We start from the raw sequence: 17,365 nt of genomic DNA, 5'->3' as shown, positions 1-17,365 counted from the left end.
ATTACCTTCCCCAAGGTTAATAATAACCATAGTGTAAAGTAAAAAAGGGGGAGGTAATTAAATTGAATAAAGTAGAAATTTGTGGTGTAAATACATCAACACTCCCCATTTTGAGCCATGAAGAAAAACTTGAACTTTTGAAAAGAATGAAAGAAGGGGACAAAGAAGCACGAAGGATTTTTATCGAAGGGAATTTGAGACTTGTTTTAAGCGTTGTACAAAAATTTGCTAACAGGGGCGAGAATTTAGACGATTTGTTCCAGGTTGGGTGTATTGGTCTTATAAAGGCAATCGATAATTTTGACCTTTCTCAGAATGTAAAATTTTCGACTTATGCAGTGCCAATGATAATCGGTGAGATAAGAAGATATTTAAGGGATAACAACTCTATGAGAATTTCGAGGTCTTTGAAAGATACAGCCTATAAAGCTTTAAAAATAAAAGAAAAATATATAAGTAATAACCAAAAAGAACCCACATTAGAAGAGATAGCTAAAGAACTCTCAATAACCAAAGAAGATCTTGTTTTTGCACTTGATTCAATTCAAGAACCTATATCTCTTTATGAACCAGTGTTTCAAGATAGTACTGATACAATGTATGTTGTGGAAAAGCTATGTGATCACAAATCATGTGAAAGTGTTTGGCTTGAGGAGATATCGCTCAAAGATGCTCTCTCAAAACTCACAAAACGTGAAAAAGAGATATTGTATTTGCGTTATTATAAAGGAAAAACTCAGATGGAGGTAGCAAAAATTGTGGGAATTTCACAGGCACAGGTGTCAAGAATTGAAAAAAGTGCGATAGGACATATCAAGAAGTATATCTAAGATTTTGTTGTTGACATTTTATGCATTCAAAATTTATAATAATCTAAAATTAAAAAAGCCTTTTACCTTAAAACTAAGGTAAAAGGCTTGTACATTTATATAAGGGGGCACAGAGGCTCAATGGCCTTTATTGAAATGACTATTCCAGACTATTTTGATATGATAGCTGTAAAATATGCTGACAATCCTGCTGTCATTTATCATCATGAAAAGATTTTCCTTACATATTCTCAATTCAAAAAAATGGTGGATGATACAGCGAAAGGATTTATGGCGATCGGCATTCAAAAAGGAGAACATGTAGCTGTATGGGCAACGAACAGGCTTGAATATCTCATTGCTATCTTTGCTTTGGCCAAAATTGGAGCAATACTTGTTACTGTAAATACCAACTACAAAATATATGAACTTGAGTATCTTCTCAGACAATCTGACAGTTCCACTTTAATATTCACAGAAGGATTTAAAGATTCGAATTATCTTGAGATTGTGAAAAAACTCAATCCTCAGCTTCAGTCGTGCAAAAAAGGAGATCTTGAAAATCCAAATCTACCATCTCTCAAAAGGCTTATTTATATTGGACAAGGTTTCCATAGTGGAATTTATAACTGGGATGAAGTAATTGAACTTGGTAAAAATATTTCTGATGAGGAACTTATTAGCAGACAAAAAAGCCTTGAGCCAGATGAAGTAATAAATATGCAGTATACCTCTGGCACCACCGGATTTCCTAAGGGTGTAATGCTTACACACAAAAACATTCTAAACAACGCAAACGCTATTGCAGATTGCATGAAACTTACGTACAAGGACAAACTATGCATACCTGTTCCGTTTTTTCACTGTTTTGGACTTGTATTGGGTATAAGTGCATGTGTGGCAAAAGGTGCCACAATGGTTCCGCTTGACCATTTCAATCCTCTTAAAGTTATGGAGACAGTCCATTTTGAAAGATGCACTGCTTTGCACGGGGTGCCAACAATGTTTATTGCAATCTTGCAGCATCCCGAATTTAATAAATTTGATTTTTCTTCTCTTCGTACTGGCATAATGGCTGGAGCACCTTGTCCTATCAAGGTGATGAGAGAGGTTGTTGAAAAAATGCACATGAAAGAGATTACAATAGCGTATGGTCAAACAGAAGCATCACCTGTAATAACTCAAACAAGAGTTGATGACCCTCTTGAGTTTAGAGTGTCCACGGTTGGAAAACCTCTTGATGGTGTGGAGGTAAAGATTGTGGATATCCACACAAAAAGAGAGGTCCCAGACGGTGTTGTTGGCGAGATATGTGCGAGGGGATACAACGTTATGAAAGGATATTATAAAATGCCAGAAGCAACAAAACAAGCCATCGACGAGGAGGGCTGGCTCCACACAGGTGATTTAGGGTATATTGACCAAAATGGATATTTAAGGATTACCGGTAGACTCAAAGACATGATTATAAGAGGTGGAGAAAACATTTATCCACGCGAAATAGAGGAGTTTTTATATACACATCCGGCAGTTAAAGATGTGCAGATTGTTGGTGTACCAGATAAGGTCTATGGTGAGGAAATAGCTGCATTTATAATCCTAAAAGATGGGTGTTATGTAAACGAGGAAGAAATAAAAGAGTTTGTAAAAGCAAACCTTTCTCGTCACAAAACTCCACGATATGTTGTGTTTGTTAGTGAGTTCCCAACAACTGCAAATGGTAAGGTCCAAAAATATAAATTGAGAGAGATGGCAATAGAGAAATTTTCTCTTCATGATGCAGCAAACATCGAAACAGCTTAATCTCTTACCTTAGAAAATATTGAATTTTTCTTTAATTGTATGTTAGAATTATTTTCAATATTAAATTGTGAGGGGAGAAGGTATATGCACCTAAGATATAATCTTGAAATTTCACCAAAAGGCAATCTTTCATGGGAAGGGATTGACCTTCTTGACTTGATAGAGATGTATGGAACACCTCTTTATGTTATGAATGAGACAATGATAAGAGAAAATATTAATAGATTTAAATCTTCCCTTGATAAATATTTTGGAGAGAATGGTCTTATAATATATGCTTCAAAAGCTTTTTGTACAAAAGCAATGTGTCAAATAGCAAAGGAAGAAGGAATTGGACTTGATGTTGTATCGGGTGGAGAGCTTTACACAGCACTTTCTGTAAATTTTAATCCAGACAAAATATTCTTCCATGGAAATAATAAAACATACGATGAACTTGAGATGGCAGTTGAAAAGGGTGTAAAGATTGTACTTGATAATTTTGATGAGCTTGAGATGCTAAGTTTGATATGTAAAACAAGAGACAAAAAAGCAGATGTTTTAATTCGAATAAAACCGGGAATAGAAGCTCATACACACGAGTTTATTAGGACAGGCCAGATAGACTCAAAGTTTGGAGTTACGCTTGAAAATGGCGAAGCGTTCTCTATGGTTCAAAAGGTTTTACAAAAAGAGGAACTAAACTTGGTAGGTCTTCATTGCCACATTGGTTCACAGATTTTCGAGACAGCTCCATTTAAACTTGCTGCAAGAGTCATGCTTGAGTTTATGCTCAAGATTAAAAATGAACTTGACTATGAAATAGAAATATTAGATTTAGGTGGTGGATTCGGAATAAAATATACCGCATATGACGAACCACCGAGAGTTGAAAAGTTTATAGAAGTAATTGCTGAAGAGGTAGAAGAATTTTGCAGTTTGAGAGGGTTAAAAAAACCGTTTATTGTTTTGGAACCTGGAAGATCAATTGTTGGTGAAGCTGGGATTACTCTTTATACAATTGGAAGTGTCAAAGAAATACCAAATGTCAGAAACTATGTATCTGTTGATGGTGGGATGACAGACAATCCACGATATGCACTGTATCAAGCAAGATATGATGCATATGTTGTTGAAAACCCGCTGGGAGAACGGACGAAAGTTTATACAATAGCGGGAAGATGCTGTGAGTCTGGTGATATACTCATCAAAGATATTAAGCTTCCTGAGCTTAAGAGTGGGCAACATATTGCCATTTTGGCAACAGGAGCATATAATTATTCTATGTCGAGTAATTACAATAGGTTTCCAAGGCCTGCAGTTGTACTTTTGAAAAATGGACAAGCAAGAGTGATTGTAAAGCGTGAAACTTATGAAGACATTGTGAGAAACGACTTGGAGATTTAACAAAATTTAAATTGGAGAGAATTTATGATGACTGTACCAAGTATTATAACTATGCTTTTGAGAATTCCAGGGCTGCTTTTTGCAATATCTGTACACGAGTCAGCCCATGGATTTGTTGCATACCTGCAAGGTGATGATCTTCCTAAAAGGCAGGGGAGGATAACCTTAAATCCATTGCCACACATAGATTTGTTTGGTGCGATAGCATTGATCCTTTTTGGGTTTGGATGGGCAAAACCTGTGGTGACTGACCCAACAAAGTACAAAAATCCAAAAACAGGTATGGGTCTGACTGCTTTAGCAGGGCCTGTTGCAAATATTCTTTCGGCAATTTTGTTTGCTGTTGCGCTAAAATATGCTAACAAATACAATATAATTACGAATAAGTATCTATTAATAATGGTTCAACAGGCCTATTTGATTAATGTTTACCTTGCTATATTCAATTTATTGCCAATACCTCCTTTAGATGGTTCAAAGATTTTGTTTATCTTTGCGCCGAACAAATATATAGAATTTTATTATAGATATGAGGTAGTCGGCCAGATGATATTGATTGCATGCATATTATTTGCTCCTTACTTGCTTTCATATGTGTTACAACCTATTGCTCATGTTATTTTTACCTTTATTGAATTTATTTTAAGTTTATTTCCTTAAAAGTATAATTATATAAAAATCTTGATGAGAATAGGGGAATGAAAAGATGAGACGAGTTTTGTCTGGTACAAGACCTACGGGAATTTTACATCTTGGGAACTATTTTGGAGCTATAGAAAGTTGGATAAAGCTTCAGGATGAATATGAATGTTTCTTTTTTGTTGCCGACTGGCACGCACTTACAACAGGATATGAAGATACTTCGAATTTAAGAGAATATACAAAGCAGGTTGTTATAGACCTTTTGGCGTGCGGTCTTGACCCAAAAAAGTGTACAATATTTGTGCAGTCGCATGTTCCACAGCATGCTGAGCTTCATCTTTTATTTTCTATGATAACTCCTCTTTCTTGGCTTTATAGGTGTCCAACTTACAAAGACCAGATGAGAGAATTAAAAGAAAGAAACATAGCAACATATGGTTTTTTGGGATATCCATGTCTTCAGGCTGCTGATATACTGATATACAAGGCAGAGTTTGTCCCAGTTGGTGAAGACCAGCTTCCACATTTGGAGCTTACACGAGAGATTGCAAGAAGGTTTAACTTTTTATATGGTCAAACTTTTCCAGAACCACAGGCAATTCTTAACACCGTAAAAGTGCTTGTTGGTACAGACGGACGCAAGATGAGTAAAAGCTATGGAAATACAATTGCGCTTTCAGAAGACTTGGAAAGTATCAGGAAAAAGGTAATGAACATGGTGACTGACCCTGCAAGGATTCGCAAGAACGACCCTGGACATCCTGAGGTGTGCACAGTTTTTACATATCATCAGATATTCAGCCCAGAGATTGTATCAGAGACTGAAGAAAATTGTAGACAGGGTAAAATGGGTTGTGTTGAATGCAAAAAGAAGCTATTTGAAAATATTTCAAGGTTTTTAGAGCCAATTCAAGCAAAAAGAAGAGATCTTGAAAATGACCTTGACTATGTTTTGGGAGTTATCAGTGAAGGTGCAAAAAAGGCGAAAGAAATAGCCTCAAGAACATTGCAAGAAGCAAAGGACAGGGCAGGTCTGTTATGAACTTTGAGGTTAAACTTCCTAACTTTGAAGGACCACTTGACCTGTTGCTTTACTTCATAAAAAAAGAGAAAATAAATATATATGATATACCAATATCCGAAATCACAAGCCAGTACTTGGAATATCTCAACCGTTTAGATACTGTCAATGTGGATTCTGTTTCAGAGTTTATGGTAATGGCAGCAACACTTTTAGAGATAAAATCAAAAATGCTTTTGCCCAAAGCTCAGGAAGACCAAGATCCACGCCAAGAACTTGTAGAAAGACTAAGAGAATATCAGAAATACAAACAGGTAGCAATTTACTTAAAAGAAAACTTTCCTTACAGAGAATGCTATAGAAAGACAAGCCAAGATTATCTACTATTAAATGAAAGCAGAAAAGATCTTGTACTTCAGCTTGATATTAAAAAGCTTTGCAGAGCATATTTAGCAACTGTCGAGAAGAATGAAGATTTTTCAAAAGAAAATGTTCAAAAACTTCAAGAGATTACCAAGAAGCAATCAATATCTATTTTGAAAGTTATAAAACAAGTACTTGAATATATTAAACAAAAAGGTACCTTGTATTTTAGCAATCTCATTAAAGGGATTTCAAAGGAAGGAATTATCTACAGATTTTTGGCTATATTAGAACTTTGTAAGCTTGGTCATATCTTTGCTCATCAAGATAAAATATTTGATGATATAAAGATTTTAAAGAGGTAACAGGATGGTAATGGATGCTGCAAAGATAAAATCGGTTATAGAAAGCATACTCTTTTTGGCTACGGAACCATTGAATATCCAAAAACTGGCTAAGATTTTGGAGTTAGAGTTTCAAGAGGTTAAAAATTGTGTCGAGCAGCTGAGACAAGAATATCTTCAACAAAACAGAGGATTTTTAATAGCCGAACAAGAAAATGGATATATACTGGTTACTAATCCAGAAAACTCTGGATATATAAAAGAATACTTTGATGTGGAGCAAAAGTCTGTGTCACTTTCTCAAGCAGCGTATGAGGTGTTATCAATTGTTGCATTAAAAGGACCTATTACAAGACAAGAGATAGAAAAGATAAGAGGAGTAAATAGTGAGAATGTAATAAAAAGCCTTATAGAAAAAGGACTTATCAAAGAAGCTGGAAGACTTGATACAATAGGTAAGCCTGCTTTATATGAGGTAACTTCACTTTTTTACACTTCTCTTGGAATAAAAGATTTAGAAGAACTTAAAGAGAAGATTTCAAAAATCCAGCAAGAGGATACCTCAATTTGAGGTATCCTCTTTAATTTTTGTGGGAATAATTTTAATAAAAAGTTTGAAAGGGTTAATAGGCAGTAAGAATTGGAAATTTTCATTTATTTCTTGTCCTTTGCGTTTTTGCTAATTTATCTTTTTCTGCCAAAAATATTTTTGATTGAGATAAAAGTTGAAAAGAGAATTTGTATTACAATAAAATTTAACATTTTAGGAATTTATGTGTCAATATTTCATAAGAAGATTCAAGTTTCTGATTACAAAAGAGATAAGAGATTTTCAATTGTAGAAAAAGGCAGAAATATAAAATCAAAGCATATTTCTACTAAAATGACATTTAATCTTATAAGAATCTTTCTTTTATCAACTGTGGTAAAAATAGAAAAGATTTTTGTGCGCATTTACTGTAAAGATGCGTTTATTTTGAGTATTTTAAGTGCAAGTATTTATTCAATTTGGGGAATATTAATGTCATGTGGTCAAAATACCAATCTTGATTGTAAAGCCTTCTTGAAAGAAGACTTTTTTTCAAGCATTTTACAATTAAATGTTTATGTAAAAATTCTTCCTATAAAGCTTTTGACTGGTTGGCTTAAAGTAATAAAAAAACAGAGGGGTGGTGTTAAACTTGGCACATCCAATTGAAATGCTTATGCAGACAACGATGGAAAATCTAAAACAGATGATTGACGTAAACACAATTGTAGGTGATGCTGTTCAAAGTTCATCTGGAGCTGTTATAATTCCAGTATCAAAAGTTTCATTTGGTTTTGTGGCAGGTGGGGGTGATATAAAACAAGATAATAATAAGATGAACAAAACCGATGAAAATACTCCGCTCTTTGCAGGTGGAACTGGTGCAGGAATTTCTGTTATGCCGATTGCCTTTTTGGTTGTAACGCAGGACCAGATAAGACTTTTAAATGTCTCAGCAAACAGTAATATTGAGAGAATAATTGATATTATTCCAAATATAATTGAAGATATAAAAGAAATAATTCAAAGAAGATGATAGTAAGGTAGCCTTGCTATCATCTTTTTTTATATAAACGAATAAAAATTAAATTGAAAATGCTTTAGAGAGGTAGTGAAAATGAGAAAAAAGAAAATAGAAAAAAAGAGTTCAAAGGTAGCAGTAATGAAAATAACGACAGTAGCCTTAGTTGTTTTTTTAGTTCTTTCGTTAAAGTTCGAATATATTTACATAGACAATTTTTCGTTTGAGAAAGCTAAACTTTATTTTCAGCGTGATGAGAAACTTTATTCGAATTTAGTAAAATGGATAGAAGATTTTTTAAAGCCTTTATCTTTTTCAAAACAGACAAGGAATAGCTATATGACAAAAAGTTTATCTTCTACATCCTACATATACCCTGCGGACGGACAAATTCAGTCATCTGACGATGGTGGGACTTTTATTATAGTTAAAAAAAAGACTGATATTCGCAGTCCCTGTGATGGAGTAATAATGGAAACTATTAAAAAAGGAGAAACTTTTGATATTATTATACAGCAAGAAAGCAAGATACTTTATAGAATTGAAAATATTGATGTTTTAAACGTACAAAAAGGGCAAGTTTTAAAAAAGGGTGAGATAGTAGGATATAAACTGCCATTAAATCTTGTGGGAAAAGACTTTATATATTTTAAGAGAGAAGAAAAGATGTAGTTTAGGAATATTTCACAAATGACATTTCAACCTAAATTATGCTATACTAAACTTAGACAAAAATCGACAGACGATGATAAACAAATCTGAGCAAAACAAAGGATGGGGCAAGGTGGAGCTAAGATTTAAAATACTTGTTCTTACACTGATAGTTGCATTTTTACCATCGACCATTGTTGCTGTGTATGTAATGAATAACATAATTCCTCAGTATGAAAAAATTACCTATGATTACTTTGTTAATAAACAACAACAAACATTAGAGAGGATAATTCAAAAAATTTTTGATGATATGGAGAATATATCAAAAGAGTATGCTATCTGGAATGAACTTTACAGAGCTGTTATAAAAAATGATAAAGAGACTATTAACTTTTACTGGACAAGCTGGCTCTACCAAAAACCTTACAGTTTTTCCTTAATAATTGGTTTTTCAAAAGAAGGAAATATTATCTCATATTATTCTAATTATAAAGGAATTAGAAACACTGGCCAAGTCGTAATTTCAAAAGTATTCAAGAAAGTAATAAGTAAAGTATATTCTGAAAACGATATAAATCTTATACCTGTTGAAAGAGGTTTTCTAAAAATAAATGGTAAAGTTTTTGCGTTTGTTTGTTGTCCTGTCTTAGATGACAAAGATTTAACAAAACCTATTGCTGGAGCTCTTTTTTTGGCAAGAGATGTTGATGAGTTTGTATCTTTGATACAGCCTTACATGGTGGATAGAATATATTTTGTAGATAAGACAAATGTGTCTTCTAAAGAAAACCTTCTTAAAAATCATGTTGATTTATTTGATATTGAGGGGTATAAGGTAGGCACACTCGTAATTGATTATAATGAAAGAACACTTTTGAATATAAAAAGACACTTTGAAAAACTGCTTATTATTACGTTTTTATTTCTCATGGTTTTTACTTTACTTATAGCATTTTTAAGTGGAGTATACCTTACAAAAAGGATTGTTCAGCTTGAAGATTATGCTATTTCACTATTTTCTGGTATAAACGGTGATGTAACTTTTCCAAAACCAAACATAAGAAAAGAAGGAAAGTTTAAAAATGTAGAACTTGTTTTAGAATATTTTTCAAACGAAATAAAAAGCAAGATTTCGTTATTAAAACAACAAGATAAACTCCTAAAAGAACTATTTGAGAAAGAAAAGAGAAACTTCGAAGGGGCAATAAAACTTTTGATATCTATTATTGAAATGAAAGACCCTTATACTAAAGGACATGCAGAAAGGGTTATGAGATATAGTAAAAAAATAGGTGAAAAGCTTTCTTCAAAAGGGCATAAAATTGACCTATTTGACCTTGAAATTGCTGCATATCTTCACGATATTGGCAAGATTGTAATTCCGGAAAGCATATTAAATAAACCTGGCAAGCTAACGCAAGAAGAATATTCTATTGTTAAAAGACACTCCTTAGATGGTTATAACATTCTTTCAAACATTGAATATTTTGATAATATAAAAGAGATTGTTCTATATCATCATGAGAATTTTGATGGAAGTGGGTATCCACTGGGGATAAAAGGAGACAAAATTCCTCTTGAGTCAAGGATAATCTCAATTGCAGACGTATTTGATGCTCTTACTACAGACAGACCTTACCGGAAGGCTTTTTCTGAGGAACAAGCATTGGAAATAATGAAAGAGGACGTAGGTAAAAAATTTGACCCAGAAGTGTTTGAGGAGTTTTTAGGTGTTCTTAAAGAGGAAAAAATCTCAAAAATAGTAGAGATGAAGATAGATGGATAAATATAAGCTTAAAATGCTTTTGGAATCTGATGAAGGGCCAAAACTTGATTTTAAACAGTCTCTTTCAATTGAAACTGATGGTGAAAAGAAAGAGCTTGTAAAAGATGTGATTGCTATTGCAAATTCAAGAGGTGGAAGAGGCTATATTATCTTTGGGGTTGAAGATAAGACAAAAAGAGTTATTGGAATAAAAGACGAAAATATTTCTGAAGAAAAAATTCAGCAGATAATATCAGGAAGATGTGACCCACCTGTATCAATTAAGTTTGAGATTGTAGAATACGAAGGTAAAAAACTTGGTGTTCTTACAATATATAAGAGTAGTTTGAGACCTCATCAGATGGTGCAAAACGGTGTGTTTTATATAAGACGGGGGTCAACAACAGATGTTGCGAGAAGAGAAGAGATAGCATCTATGTTTGAAGAAAGTGGGAGTATCAATTTTGAAATGTCAGTTGTAAGAAATGCGAATTTGACCGACCTTGAACCTGAGCTAATTTCTATGTTTTTTAAAAAAAGTGGTATTTTATCAGAGTGGGACAACTTAATTTTGCTTGAAAGTTTTGGGATTGTTCAGAGAGATAGAGAAAGCAATAACCTTTATCCTACCTTAGCTGGTATCCTTGTGTTTGGAAAATATCCTGAGAGGTTTTTGCCATCGGCGTATTTGGCAATTGAATTTTTCGAACAAATTCAAATTATTTGTGGTAACATATATAGTATAATTAAAAAAACTATAAATTTTTTTACTCAAAGGTATCCTCACAAAAACCTGTGGGCTTTGTTTGAAGCAATTGTAAATGCACTTGTCCACAGAGATTATTATGACTTAACAAGGTGCACAGCAGTTAAAATTTCTGAAAGAAATATAGAAATTGCGAATCCTGGCTGTCTTCTTGAAAATAACATGATATTCAATATGGGTAGAGAAATTCTACCAAGGCGTCGAAATCCATGGATATACCAAAAGATGATAATTTTAGATGACAATAACCTTTTTTTAAAGGCTGGTAAAGGAATATCAAGGATAAGAAAAACATATCCAAATGTTAAGATTATAAATATAAACTCACAAAATACATTTAAAATTATATTGCCACCAATTGATAAACTGTGAAAAAGAGGAGTAATGAAAAATGACCAAGGGGAAGGTAATTAACCTCAATCCTACATCATCAATGTATTTTAAAATTGGGATTAAACATTACGAAAAGGGAGAAATAGATCTTGCAATAAAAAGACTCATGAAAGCTCTTGAACTTGATAATAAAAATGTTGAGATAAAGTTTAACCTCGCTGGACTTTTAGCACAGGTTGGTGATTTTGAGACTTCAAATAAGCTGTTGAACGAGCTAGCAAAAGATAGTCCGGAGTTCTATGATTCACTTTTTGGTCTTGGATGCAATTTTTTTGAGATGGGCAAATTCAAAGAGGCAAAAAATTTTTTAAAGAGGTATATAAAACTTTCTAATAACATTGAGTTTAAAGAAGCAGCGGAGGACCTTCTTGACTTTATTGAAAGTCAAGAAGAGTTTGAAAAAGAACAAAAAGAAATCGAAAAATATTCAAAACTATTAGAAAGAGGTAATTTCCTTCTTGAAAGTGGAAGATACGAAGATGCAATGAAATATTTTAAGATGATATTAGCAAAAGATAATAGCGTCCTTGCTGCAAGAAACAACCTTTCACTTGCTTATTTTTATATAGGCGATGTTCAAAGAGCGATTGAAGAAGCAAAAAAAGTTCTTCAAATTGACAAGTACAATATATATGCAAACTGTAATTTAGCGTTTTTTTACAGGAGTATAGGAAAAGAAAGAGAGATGAAAAGGCATTTAAAAGTGGTATTAGACATAAAAACATATGATAGCAAAGACAAAATAAAGATTTTAGATACTCTTATCAAGTTAAATCAGCATAGTGAAATTGCCCAGCGCGCAAATGAACTTTTTGAGATTACAAAAGAGCCATATTTTAAACATATTGAAGCCATAAGCCTTTACAACACACGAAGGTATCTTAAAGCAAAAAAAATTTGGGAATACTTAAAAAGGAACTTTGAAATGCCTGAGATTAGGATTGACTATTTTTTGAAGAAAGTCGATAATGTAATAAAGACATTTGAAAAAGATATTATTGATTATTTCGAATCAGGTTTCAAGTTTTTAGAGGGCATGGAAGAAAAGGAGCTAAAAAAACAACTCCAAAATCATATTGACAATTATTTTTCTCAAACTGTAGAGGAAAACAGACAAAAAGTTATAGAAATTTTACGGCAGTATACAGAATTAAATCAGAAGGACCAAGAGACTATTATTAATCTTCTAAAAAATCTTCCTCTTGAAAAGCCAAAATTAAATCTTCAGGTTATTGCTGCAATTGTATTATACGTATTCAAAAAATTTATCAAAAAAGAGAGAATAAAACAAAAAGACATAGCTAAAATTTTTGGTATTTCACAGGCAGTTTTCTCTAAATGGTTTAGTGATTTCAAAGAACTTCTGCTTAACAAGGAAATATGAAATGTTATTTTACAAAAGGAGGCATTGATGGTACAATGGACAAAATTAATATAACTCTTCCAGATGAAAAAATAGTAGAAGCAGAGAAAGGAATATCTGCTATAGAGTTTATAAAGACAATCTCTATGAAACTTTATAAAGAGGCAGTTGCATGTAAGATTAACGGAGTATTGAAAGACCTATGGACTGTTCTCGAGGAAGATTGCAGTTTTGAGATTGTTACATTTTCAAGTGATGAAGGTAAAAAGGTTTACTGGCACACAACCTCACATATTTTAGCTCAGGCTGTCAAAAGAATCTTTGGCGATAAAGTAAAACTTGGCATAGGACCTGCAATTGATAATGGTTTTTATTATGACTTTGACATTGAAGAGTCAATTACTAAGGAACTTCTAGAAAAAATTGAGCAAGAGATGCAAAAAATAATAAAAGAAGATTTAAAAATTGAAAGATTTGAACTTTCTAAAGAAGAAGCGATTAAACTTATGCAACAAAGAGGAGAAAACTACAAAGTTGAACTTATAAATGATATTCCAGAAGGAGAAATTATATCTTTTTATAAGCAAGGTGAATTTGTTGACCTTTGCACAGGTCCACATCTTCCAACAACAGGGAGGGTAAAAGCTTTCAAGTTGCTTTCTATAGCAGGCGCTTATTGGCGGGGAGATTCAAAAAATAAGATGCTTCAAAGGATCTATGGAATCTCTTACGAAAAAAAATCGCAACTTGATGAATATCTCACAATGCTTGAAGAAGCAAAGAAACGAGACCATAGAAAACTTGGGAGAGAACTTGATTTATTTGATATTTTTGAGGAAGGCCCAGGATTTCCTTTCTTTTTGCCCAAAGGAATGATTATAAGAAACATATTAGAAGACTTTTGGAGAGATGAACATAAGAAAAGAGGTTATCAGGAAATAAAAACTCCTATAATGTTAACAAAAGAGCTTTGGGTTCAGTCAGGACATTGGGACCATTATAAAGATAATATGTATTTTACCAAGATAGATGAACAGGAGTTTGCAATAAAACCTATGAACTGTCCAGGCAGCATATTAGTCTATAAAAGAAAATCACATTCATACAGGGACCTTCCTCAGCGACTGTGTGAACTTGGGCTTGTTCACAGACATGAGTTATCTGGTGTATTGCATGGACTTATGAGAGTAAGATGTTTTACGCAAGACGATGCTCATATCTTCATGTTACCGTCGCAGATAAAAGATGAAATTAAAGGTGTAATTGACCTTATTGATTATTTTTATAATGTATTTGGTTTCAAATATCATGTTGAACTTTCAACAAGGCCGGAAAATTATATGGGGACAGATGAACAATGGAATATGGCTGAAACTGCTCTAAAAGAAGCTTTAGAGGAAGTAGGTATAGATTATAAAATAAATGAAGGCGATGGAGCTTTTTATGGTCCTAAAATTGATTTTCATCTTGAGGATAGTTTAAAAAGAACGTGGCAATGTGCAACAATCCAACTTGATTTTCAAATGCCAGAGAGGTTTGACTTATATTATATAGGTGAAGATGGTGCTAAACATAGACCAGTAATGCTACACAGAGTTGTCTTTGGCAGCATAGAGAGATTTATTGCAATACTTACTGAACACTTTGCTGGTGCATTTCCGGTGTGGTTAGCACCCACTCAAATAAAAATAATACCTGTATCTGACAATTTCAATGATTATGCAACTAAGGTATCTCAAGTACTAAAGGAGAATGGATTTAGAGTTGAAGAAGATTTTAGGTCAGAAACTGTAGGATATAAAATAAGAGATGCGCAATTACAAAAGATACCATATATGGTGATAGTGGGTGAAAAAGAGCAAAAAGATAATACTATTTCTGTGAGAGATAGAAAAAAGGGAGATTTAGGTTCTTTTACCCTTGATGAATTTATTTCAATAGTTAAAGATAAAGTTGAGAAAAGAGCTTTAGAGTAGAAATTCAAAAAGGCTGCCGAAAGATTATTAGCTTATTATACAAAAACTGAAAAATGGGCAGCCTTTTTGAATTATATCTAGTATATTTGATTCCCAGAAAGAGGTGATACGCGTGAAAGTGATATGGCAAGAACCATATGAGTCTTTTTCAAAGTTCATTAACAAAAATGGATATAAATCTTTGTTGATTGTATGCGACAAAAATACACTTAATGTGTGTGCCAATAAAGTCAGGGAAGCTGTTGAAACAAATGATATTAAATATAAGATTGTATGTTTTGAGCCAGATGCTATTGCAGATGAGTATTCACTTGGAAGAATTTTGTTTGAGATAGAACAGGCGGACATATTTGTTGGGATAGGAAGTGGAACCATTTCTGATATTACGCGGTATACAGCGTACAAGTTAAAAACCCCATTTGTTTTGTTTCCTACCGCACCTTCTATGGACGGATTTGCGTCTTCTGTAGCAGCACTTACTATAAATGGTTTAAAAACAACGGTTATAGCATCACCACCAGAAGCTATATTTGTAGATATGGAAGTAATAGTGAATTCACCTGAAATTTTAAAGAAGGCTGGTTTTGGAGATTTGATGGGCAAGATAACTGCTCTTCTTGACTGGCAACTTTCGCATATCATCTTTGATGAAATGTTAGACTTAGAAGTTTTACAAATTATGAAAGATACATATTTAAAAACGCTAAAATCAGTAGGTAAAAACAATTTTTACAGAAATTTATTGGAAGGACTAATAACATCTGGTATTATGATGTCAAGAGTTAATTCATCGCGACCTGCGTCTGGCAGTGAACACCATCTTTCTCATTTTTGGGAATATCACAGAGTAAAAACTTATCATGGGATTAAAGTTGGACTTGCAACCCTTTATGTACTAAGGTTTTATCAACACTTTTTGAATCTTGATAAGTCCGAAATTATTGAAAGAAAAGAATATAAAGTAAATATAAATAGATGGGAAAATATAATTAAAAAAGCATTTCAATGGACTTTTGAAAATGTGATTAAACAAAATGAAAGGAGAGTAAGAAAGATAAACAATGAAGAGTTTAGGAGTCAAGTAATAAACAGGATTGTTGAAAAGAAAGAGGTTATAGATAATTTAATAAAGGATGCAATAAGAGTGTATAAAGAGTTGGTTGATTCATATAAAAAACTTGAAATGCCTCTGAATTATTGGGAGATCGGTTTAGATGAGAATCTTTTTAAGATGTCATTTCTATGTGCACCGAATATCAGAGAAAGGTTTACTATACTACATTTGTACGAATTTTTAGGCTTAACAGATGAAGTTATCCAAAGCTTCTGAGCATTTTCTGTTTTGATACCTGAAATTTTGGGAATAAATATTATTGAAAATGATTGTATTGGTGATGAGTTTATGTACAAGGTATTGGTTGTTGACGATTCAGCGTTTATGAGACAGCTCATAAAATCTATCTTAGAAAATACAGGTAAATTTGTTGTTACAGTTGCTCAAACTCCTCTAATTGCACTTGACAAAGTAAGAAAATTCAAGTTTGATATAATAACAATTGATTATGAAATGCCATATATGAATGGTGTTGAGCTTATAAAAAAAATAAAAGAGATAACGGATACGAAGATTTTGATGATAAGTGCGTACACGCGGCCTGGAGCATATACAACATTTGAGGCATTGTCTGCAGGTGCTTTCGATTATATTTTAAAACCGTCTTCAGAAGAAGAACTTGAAGATTTTAAATATGAGCTAATAAGGAAACTTACTGCAGTCTGCGAAGAGTGTAAAAAAGAAGACACATCAAAAAACTACAATCTTCCAGCTGCTAGTGAAGACAAAATATTACTGGAGGAAAATGTAATTGAAAGAGTAAGATTGGCTAAGGTTATCGGTATTGGTATATCCACAGGAGGTCCTCCAGTCTTAGAAAAAATGTTTAAAGCACTGAAAAAAGATTTTCCAATTCCCATTCTTGTTGTTCAACATATGCCACCTAACTTCACAAAACCGTTTGCAACAAGACTTGCTGCCCTTACATCAAAATGTATAAAAGAGGTTACTGATAATGAAGAGATAAAAGGTAGTTGTATATATATTGCTAAAGGTGGCTATCATTTGGCAGTGGAAGAGATGAATGGAAAACTTTATACAAGAGTTCTTGACCTTGAGAAAATAAAAAGCCACAAACCTTCAGCGGACATTCTTTTCAGCTCAATTGCAGAAGCTTGTGGAAAAGCTTCTGTTGGAATTGTGATGACAGGGATGGGTTCTGATGGGAGTGATGGGATTTTAGAGATGAGGAAAAAAGGTGCTCTCACGATTGCACAGGATGAAAAAAGTTGTGTTGTATTTGGAATGCCCAAAGCAGCCATTGAAAAAGGAGCAATTGAACTTGTTTTAAGCCCCGACCAAATTGTTGATCTTTTAAATAGAGTATGAAAAATTTAAAAAATTTAAAGTTCTTAAAAAGATGACCACTCAAAAATTATTGAACAAGTGGTCATCTTTATTTTTTAAAGTGAAAAT

16 protein-coding genes are annotated in these 17,365 nt (G+C 33.1%); all 16 read left to right on the top strand.

Going from position 1 to position 17,365, the window contains the following annotated elements; all coding sequences use genetic code 11:
• Positions 1–62 precede the first annotated feature (62 nt).
• A complete protein-coding gene (gene sigG / locus CaldiYA01_RS08410; protein ID WP_207178735.1) occupies positions 63–830 on the top strand; it encodes an RNA polymerase sporulation sigma factor SigG in 768 nt (255 codons plus the stop codon).
• Positions 831–950: 120 nt separating this feature from the next.
• A complete protein-coding gene (locus CaldiYA01_RS08405) occupies positions 951–2,612 on the top strand; it encodes an AMP-binding protein (protein ID WP_207178732.1) in 1,662 nt (553 codons plus the stop codon).
• 84 nt (positions 2,613–2,696) lie between these two features.
• Complete coding sequence (gene lysA / locus CaldiYA01_RS08400; RefSeq protein ID WP_207178730.1) at positions 2,697–3,998, top strand: diaminopimelate decarboxylase; 1,302 nt, start codon at positions 2,697–2,699, stop codon at positions 3,996–3,998.
• Positions 3,999–4,022: 24 nt separating this feature from the next.
• Entirely contained in the window at positions 4,023–4,658 is a 636-nt protein-coding gene (locus tag CaldiYA01_RS08395; protein ID WP_207178728.1) for a site-2 protease family protein, read from the top strand.
• 46 nt (positions 4,659–4,704) lie between these two features.
• Positions 4,705–5,682 carry a tryptophan--tRNA ligase gene (gene trpS, locus CaldiYA01_RS08390; protein ID WP_207178726.1) on the top strand — a complete coding sequence of 326 codons (978 nt, stop codon included), beginning with the start codon at positions 4,705–4,707 and terminating at the stop codon, positions 5,680–5,682.
• Complete coding sequence (locus CaldiYA01_RS08385) at positions 5,679–6,389, top strand: segregation and condensation protein A (RefSeq protein WP_207178724.1); 711 nt, start codon at positions 5,679–5,681, stop codon at positions 6,387–6,389. Before trpS ends, CaldiYA01_RS08385 begins: the two co-directional genes overlap by 4 nt.
• 4 nt (positions 6,390–6,393) lie before the next feature.
• Positions 6,394–6,939: an SMC-Scp complex subunit ScpB gene (gene scpB / locus CaldiYA01_RS08380; RefSeq protein ID WP_207178722.1), complete on the top strand. Its 546-nt coding sequence runs from the start codon at positions 6,394–6,396 to the stop codon at positions 6,937–6,939.
• Positions 6,940–7,029: 90 nt separating this feature from the next.
• A complete protein-coding gene (locus tag CaldiYA01_RS08375) occupies positions 7,030–7,566 on the top strand; it encodes a hypothetical protein (RefSeq protein ID WP_238480506.1) in 537 nt (178 codons plus the stop codon).
• Positions 7,550–7,933, top strand: a complete 384-nt coding sequence (ytfJ, locus tag CaldiYA01_RS08370) for a GerW family sporulation protein (protein WP_207178718.1) — start codon at positions 7,550–7,552, stop codon at positions 7,931–7,933. The genes CaldiYA01_RS08375 and ytfJ overlap by 17 nt, the downstream gene beginning before the upstream one ends.
• Positions 7,934–8,014: 81 nt before the next feature.
• Positions 8,015–8,590, top strand: a complete 576-nt coding sequence (locus CaldiYA01_RS08365) for a M23 family metallopeptidase (protein ID WP_207178716.1) — start codon at positions 8,015–8,017, stop codon at positions 8,588–8,590.
• Between the two features lie 112 nt (positions 8,591–8,702).
• A complete protein-coding gene (locus CaldiYA01_RS08360) occupies positions 8,703–10,358 on the top strand; it encodes an HD domain-containing phosphohydrolase (RefSeq protein WP_207178714.1) in 1,656 nt (551 codons plus the stop codon).
• Positions 10,351–11,475 (top strand): RNA-binding domain-containing protein, encoded by a 1,125-nt coding sequence (locus CaldiYA01_RS08355; RefSeq protein WP_207178708.1) that lies wholly within the window; start codon positions 10,351–10,353, stop codon positions 11,473–11,475. The genes CaldiYA01_RS08360 and CaldiYA01_RS08355 overlap by 8 nt, the downstream gene beginning before the upstream one ends.
• A 19-nt stretch (positions 11,476–11,494) precedes the next feature.
• Positions 11,495–12,880 carry a tetratricopeptide repeat protein gene (locus tag CaldiYA01_RS08350; protein ID WP_207178705.1) on the top strand — a complete coding sequence of 462 codons (1,386 nt, stop codon included), beginning with the start codon at positions 11,495–11,497 and terminating at the stop codon, positions 12,878–12,880.
• A 35-nt stretch (positions 12,881–12,915) separates the two neighbouring features.
• Positions 12,916–14,835: a threonine--tRNA ligase gene (gene thrS / locus CaldiYA01_RS08345; protein WP_207178699.1), complete on the top strand. Its 1,920-nt coding sequence runs from the start codon at positions 12,916–12,918 to the stop codon at positions 14,833–14,835.
• A gap of 112 nt (positions 14,836–14,947) precedes the next feature.
• Complete coding sequence (locus CaldiYA01_RS08340; protein ID WP_207178696.1) at positions 14,948–16,165, top strand: iron-containing alcohol dehydrogenase; 1,218 nt, start codon at positions 14,948–14,950, stop codon at positions 16,163–16,165.
• 72 nt (positions 16,166–16,237) lie between these two features.
• Positions 16,238–17,278: a chemotaxis-specific protein-glutamate methyltransferase CheB gene (gene cheB, locus CaldiYA01_RS08335; protein WP_207178693.1), complete on the top strand. Its 1,041-nt coding sequence runs from the start codon at positions 16,238–16,240 to the stop codon at positions 17,276–17,278.
• Positions 17,279–17,365 lie beyond the last annotated feature (87 nt).

Origin of the sequence: Caldicellulosiruptor diazotrophicus (assembly GCF_017347585.1) — a bacterium.
GTDB lineage: Bacteria > Bacillota > Thermoanaerobacteria > Caldicellulosiruptorales > Caldicellulosiruptoraceae > Caldicellulosiruptor > Caldicellulosiruptor diazotrophicus.
Note: the sequence above shows the minus strand (reverse complement) of the source record. Positions and strands in the feature narration are given on the sequence as shown.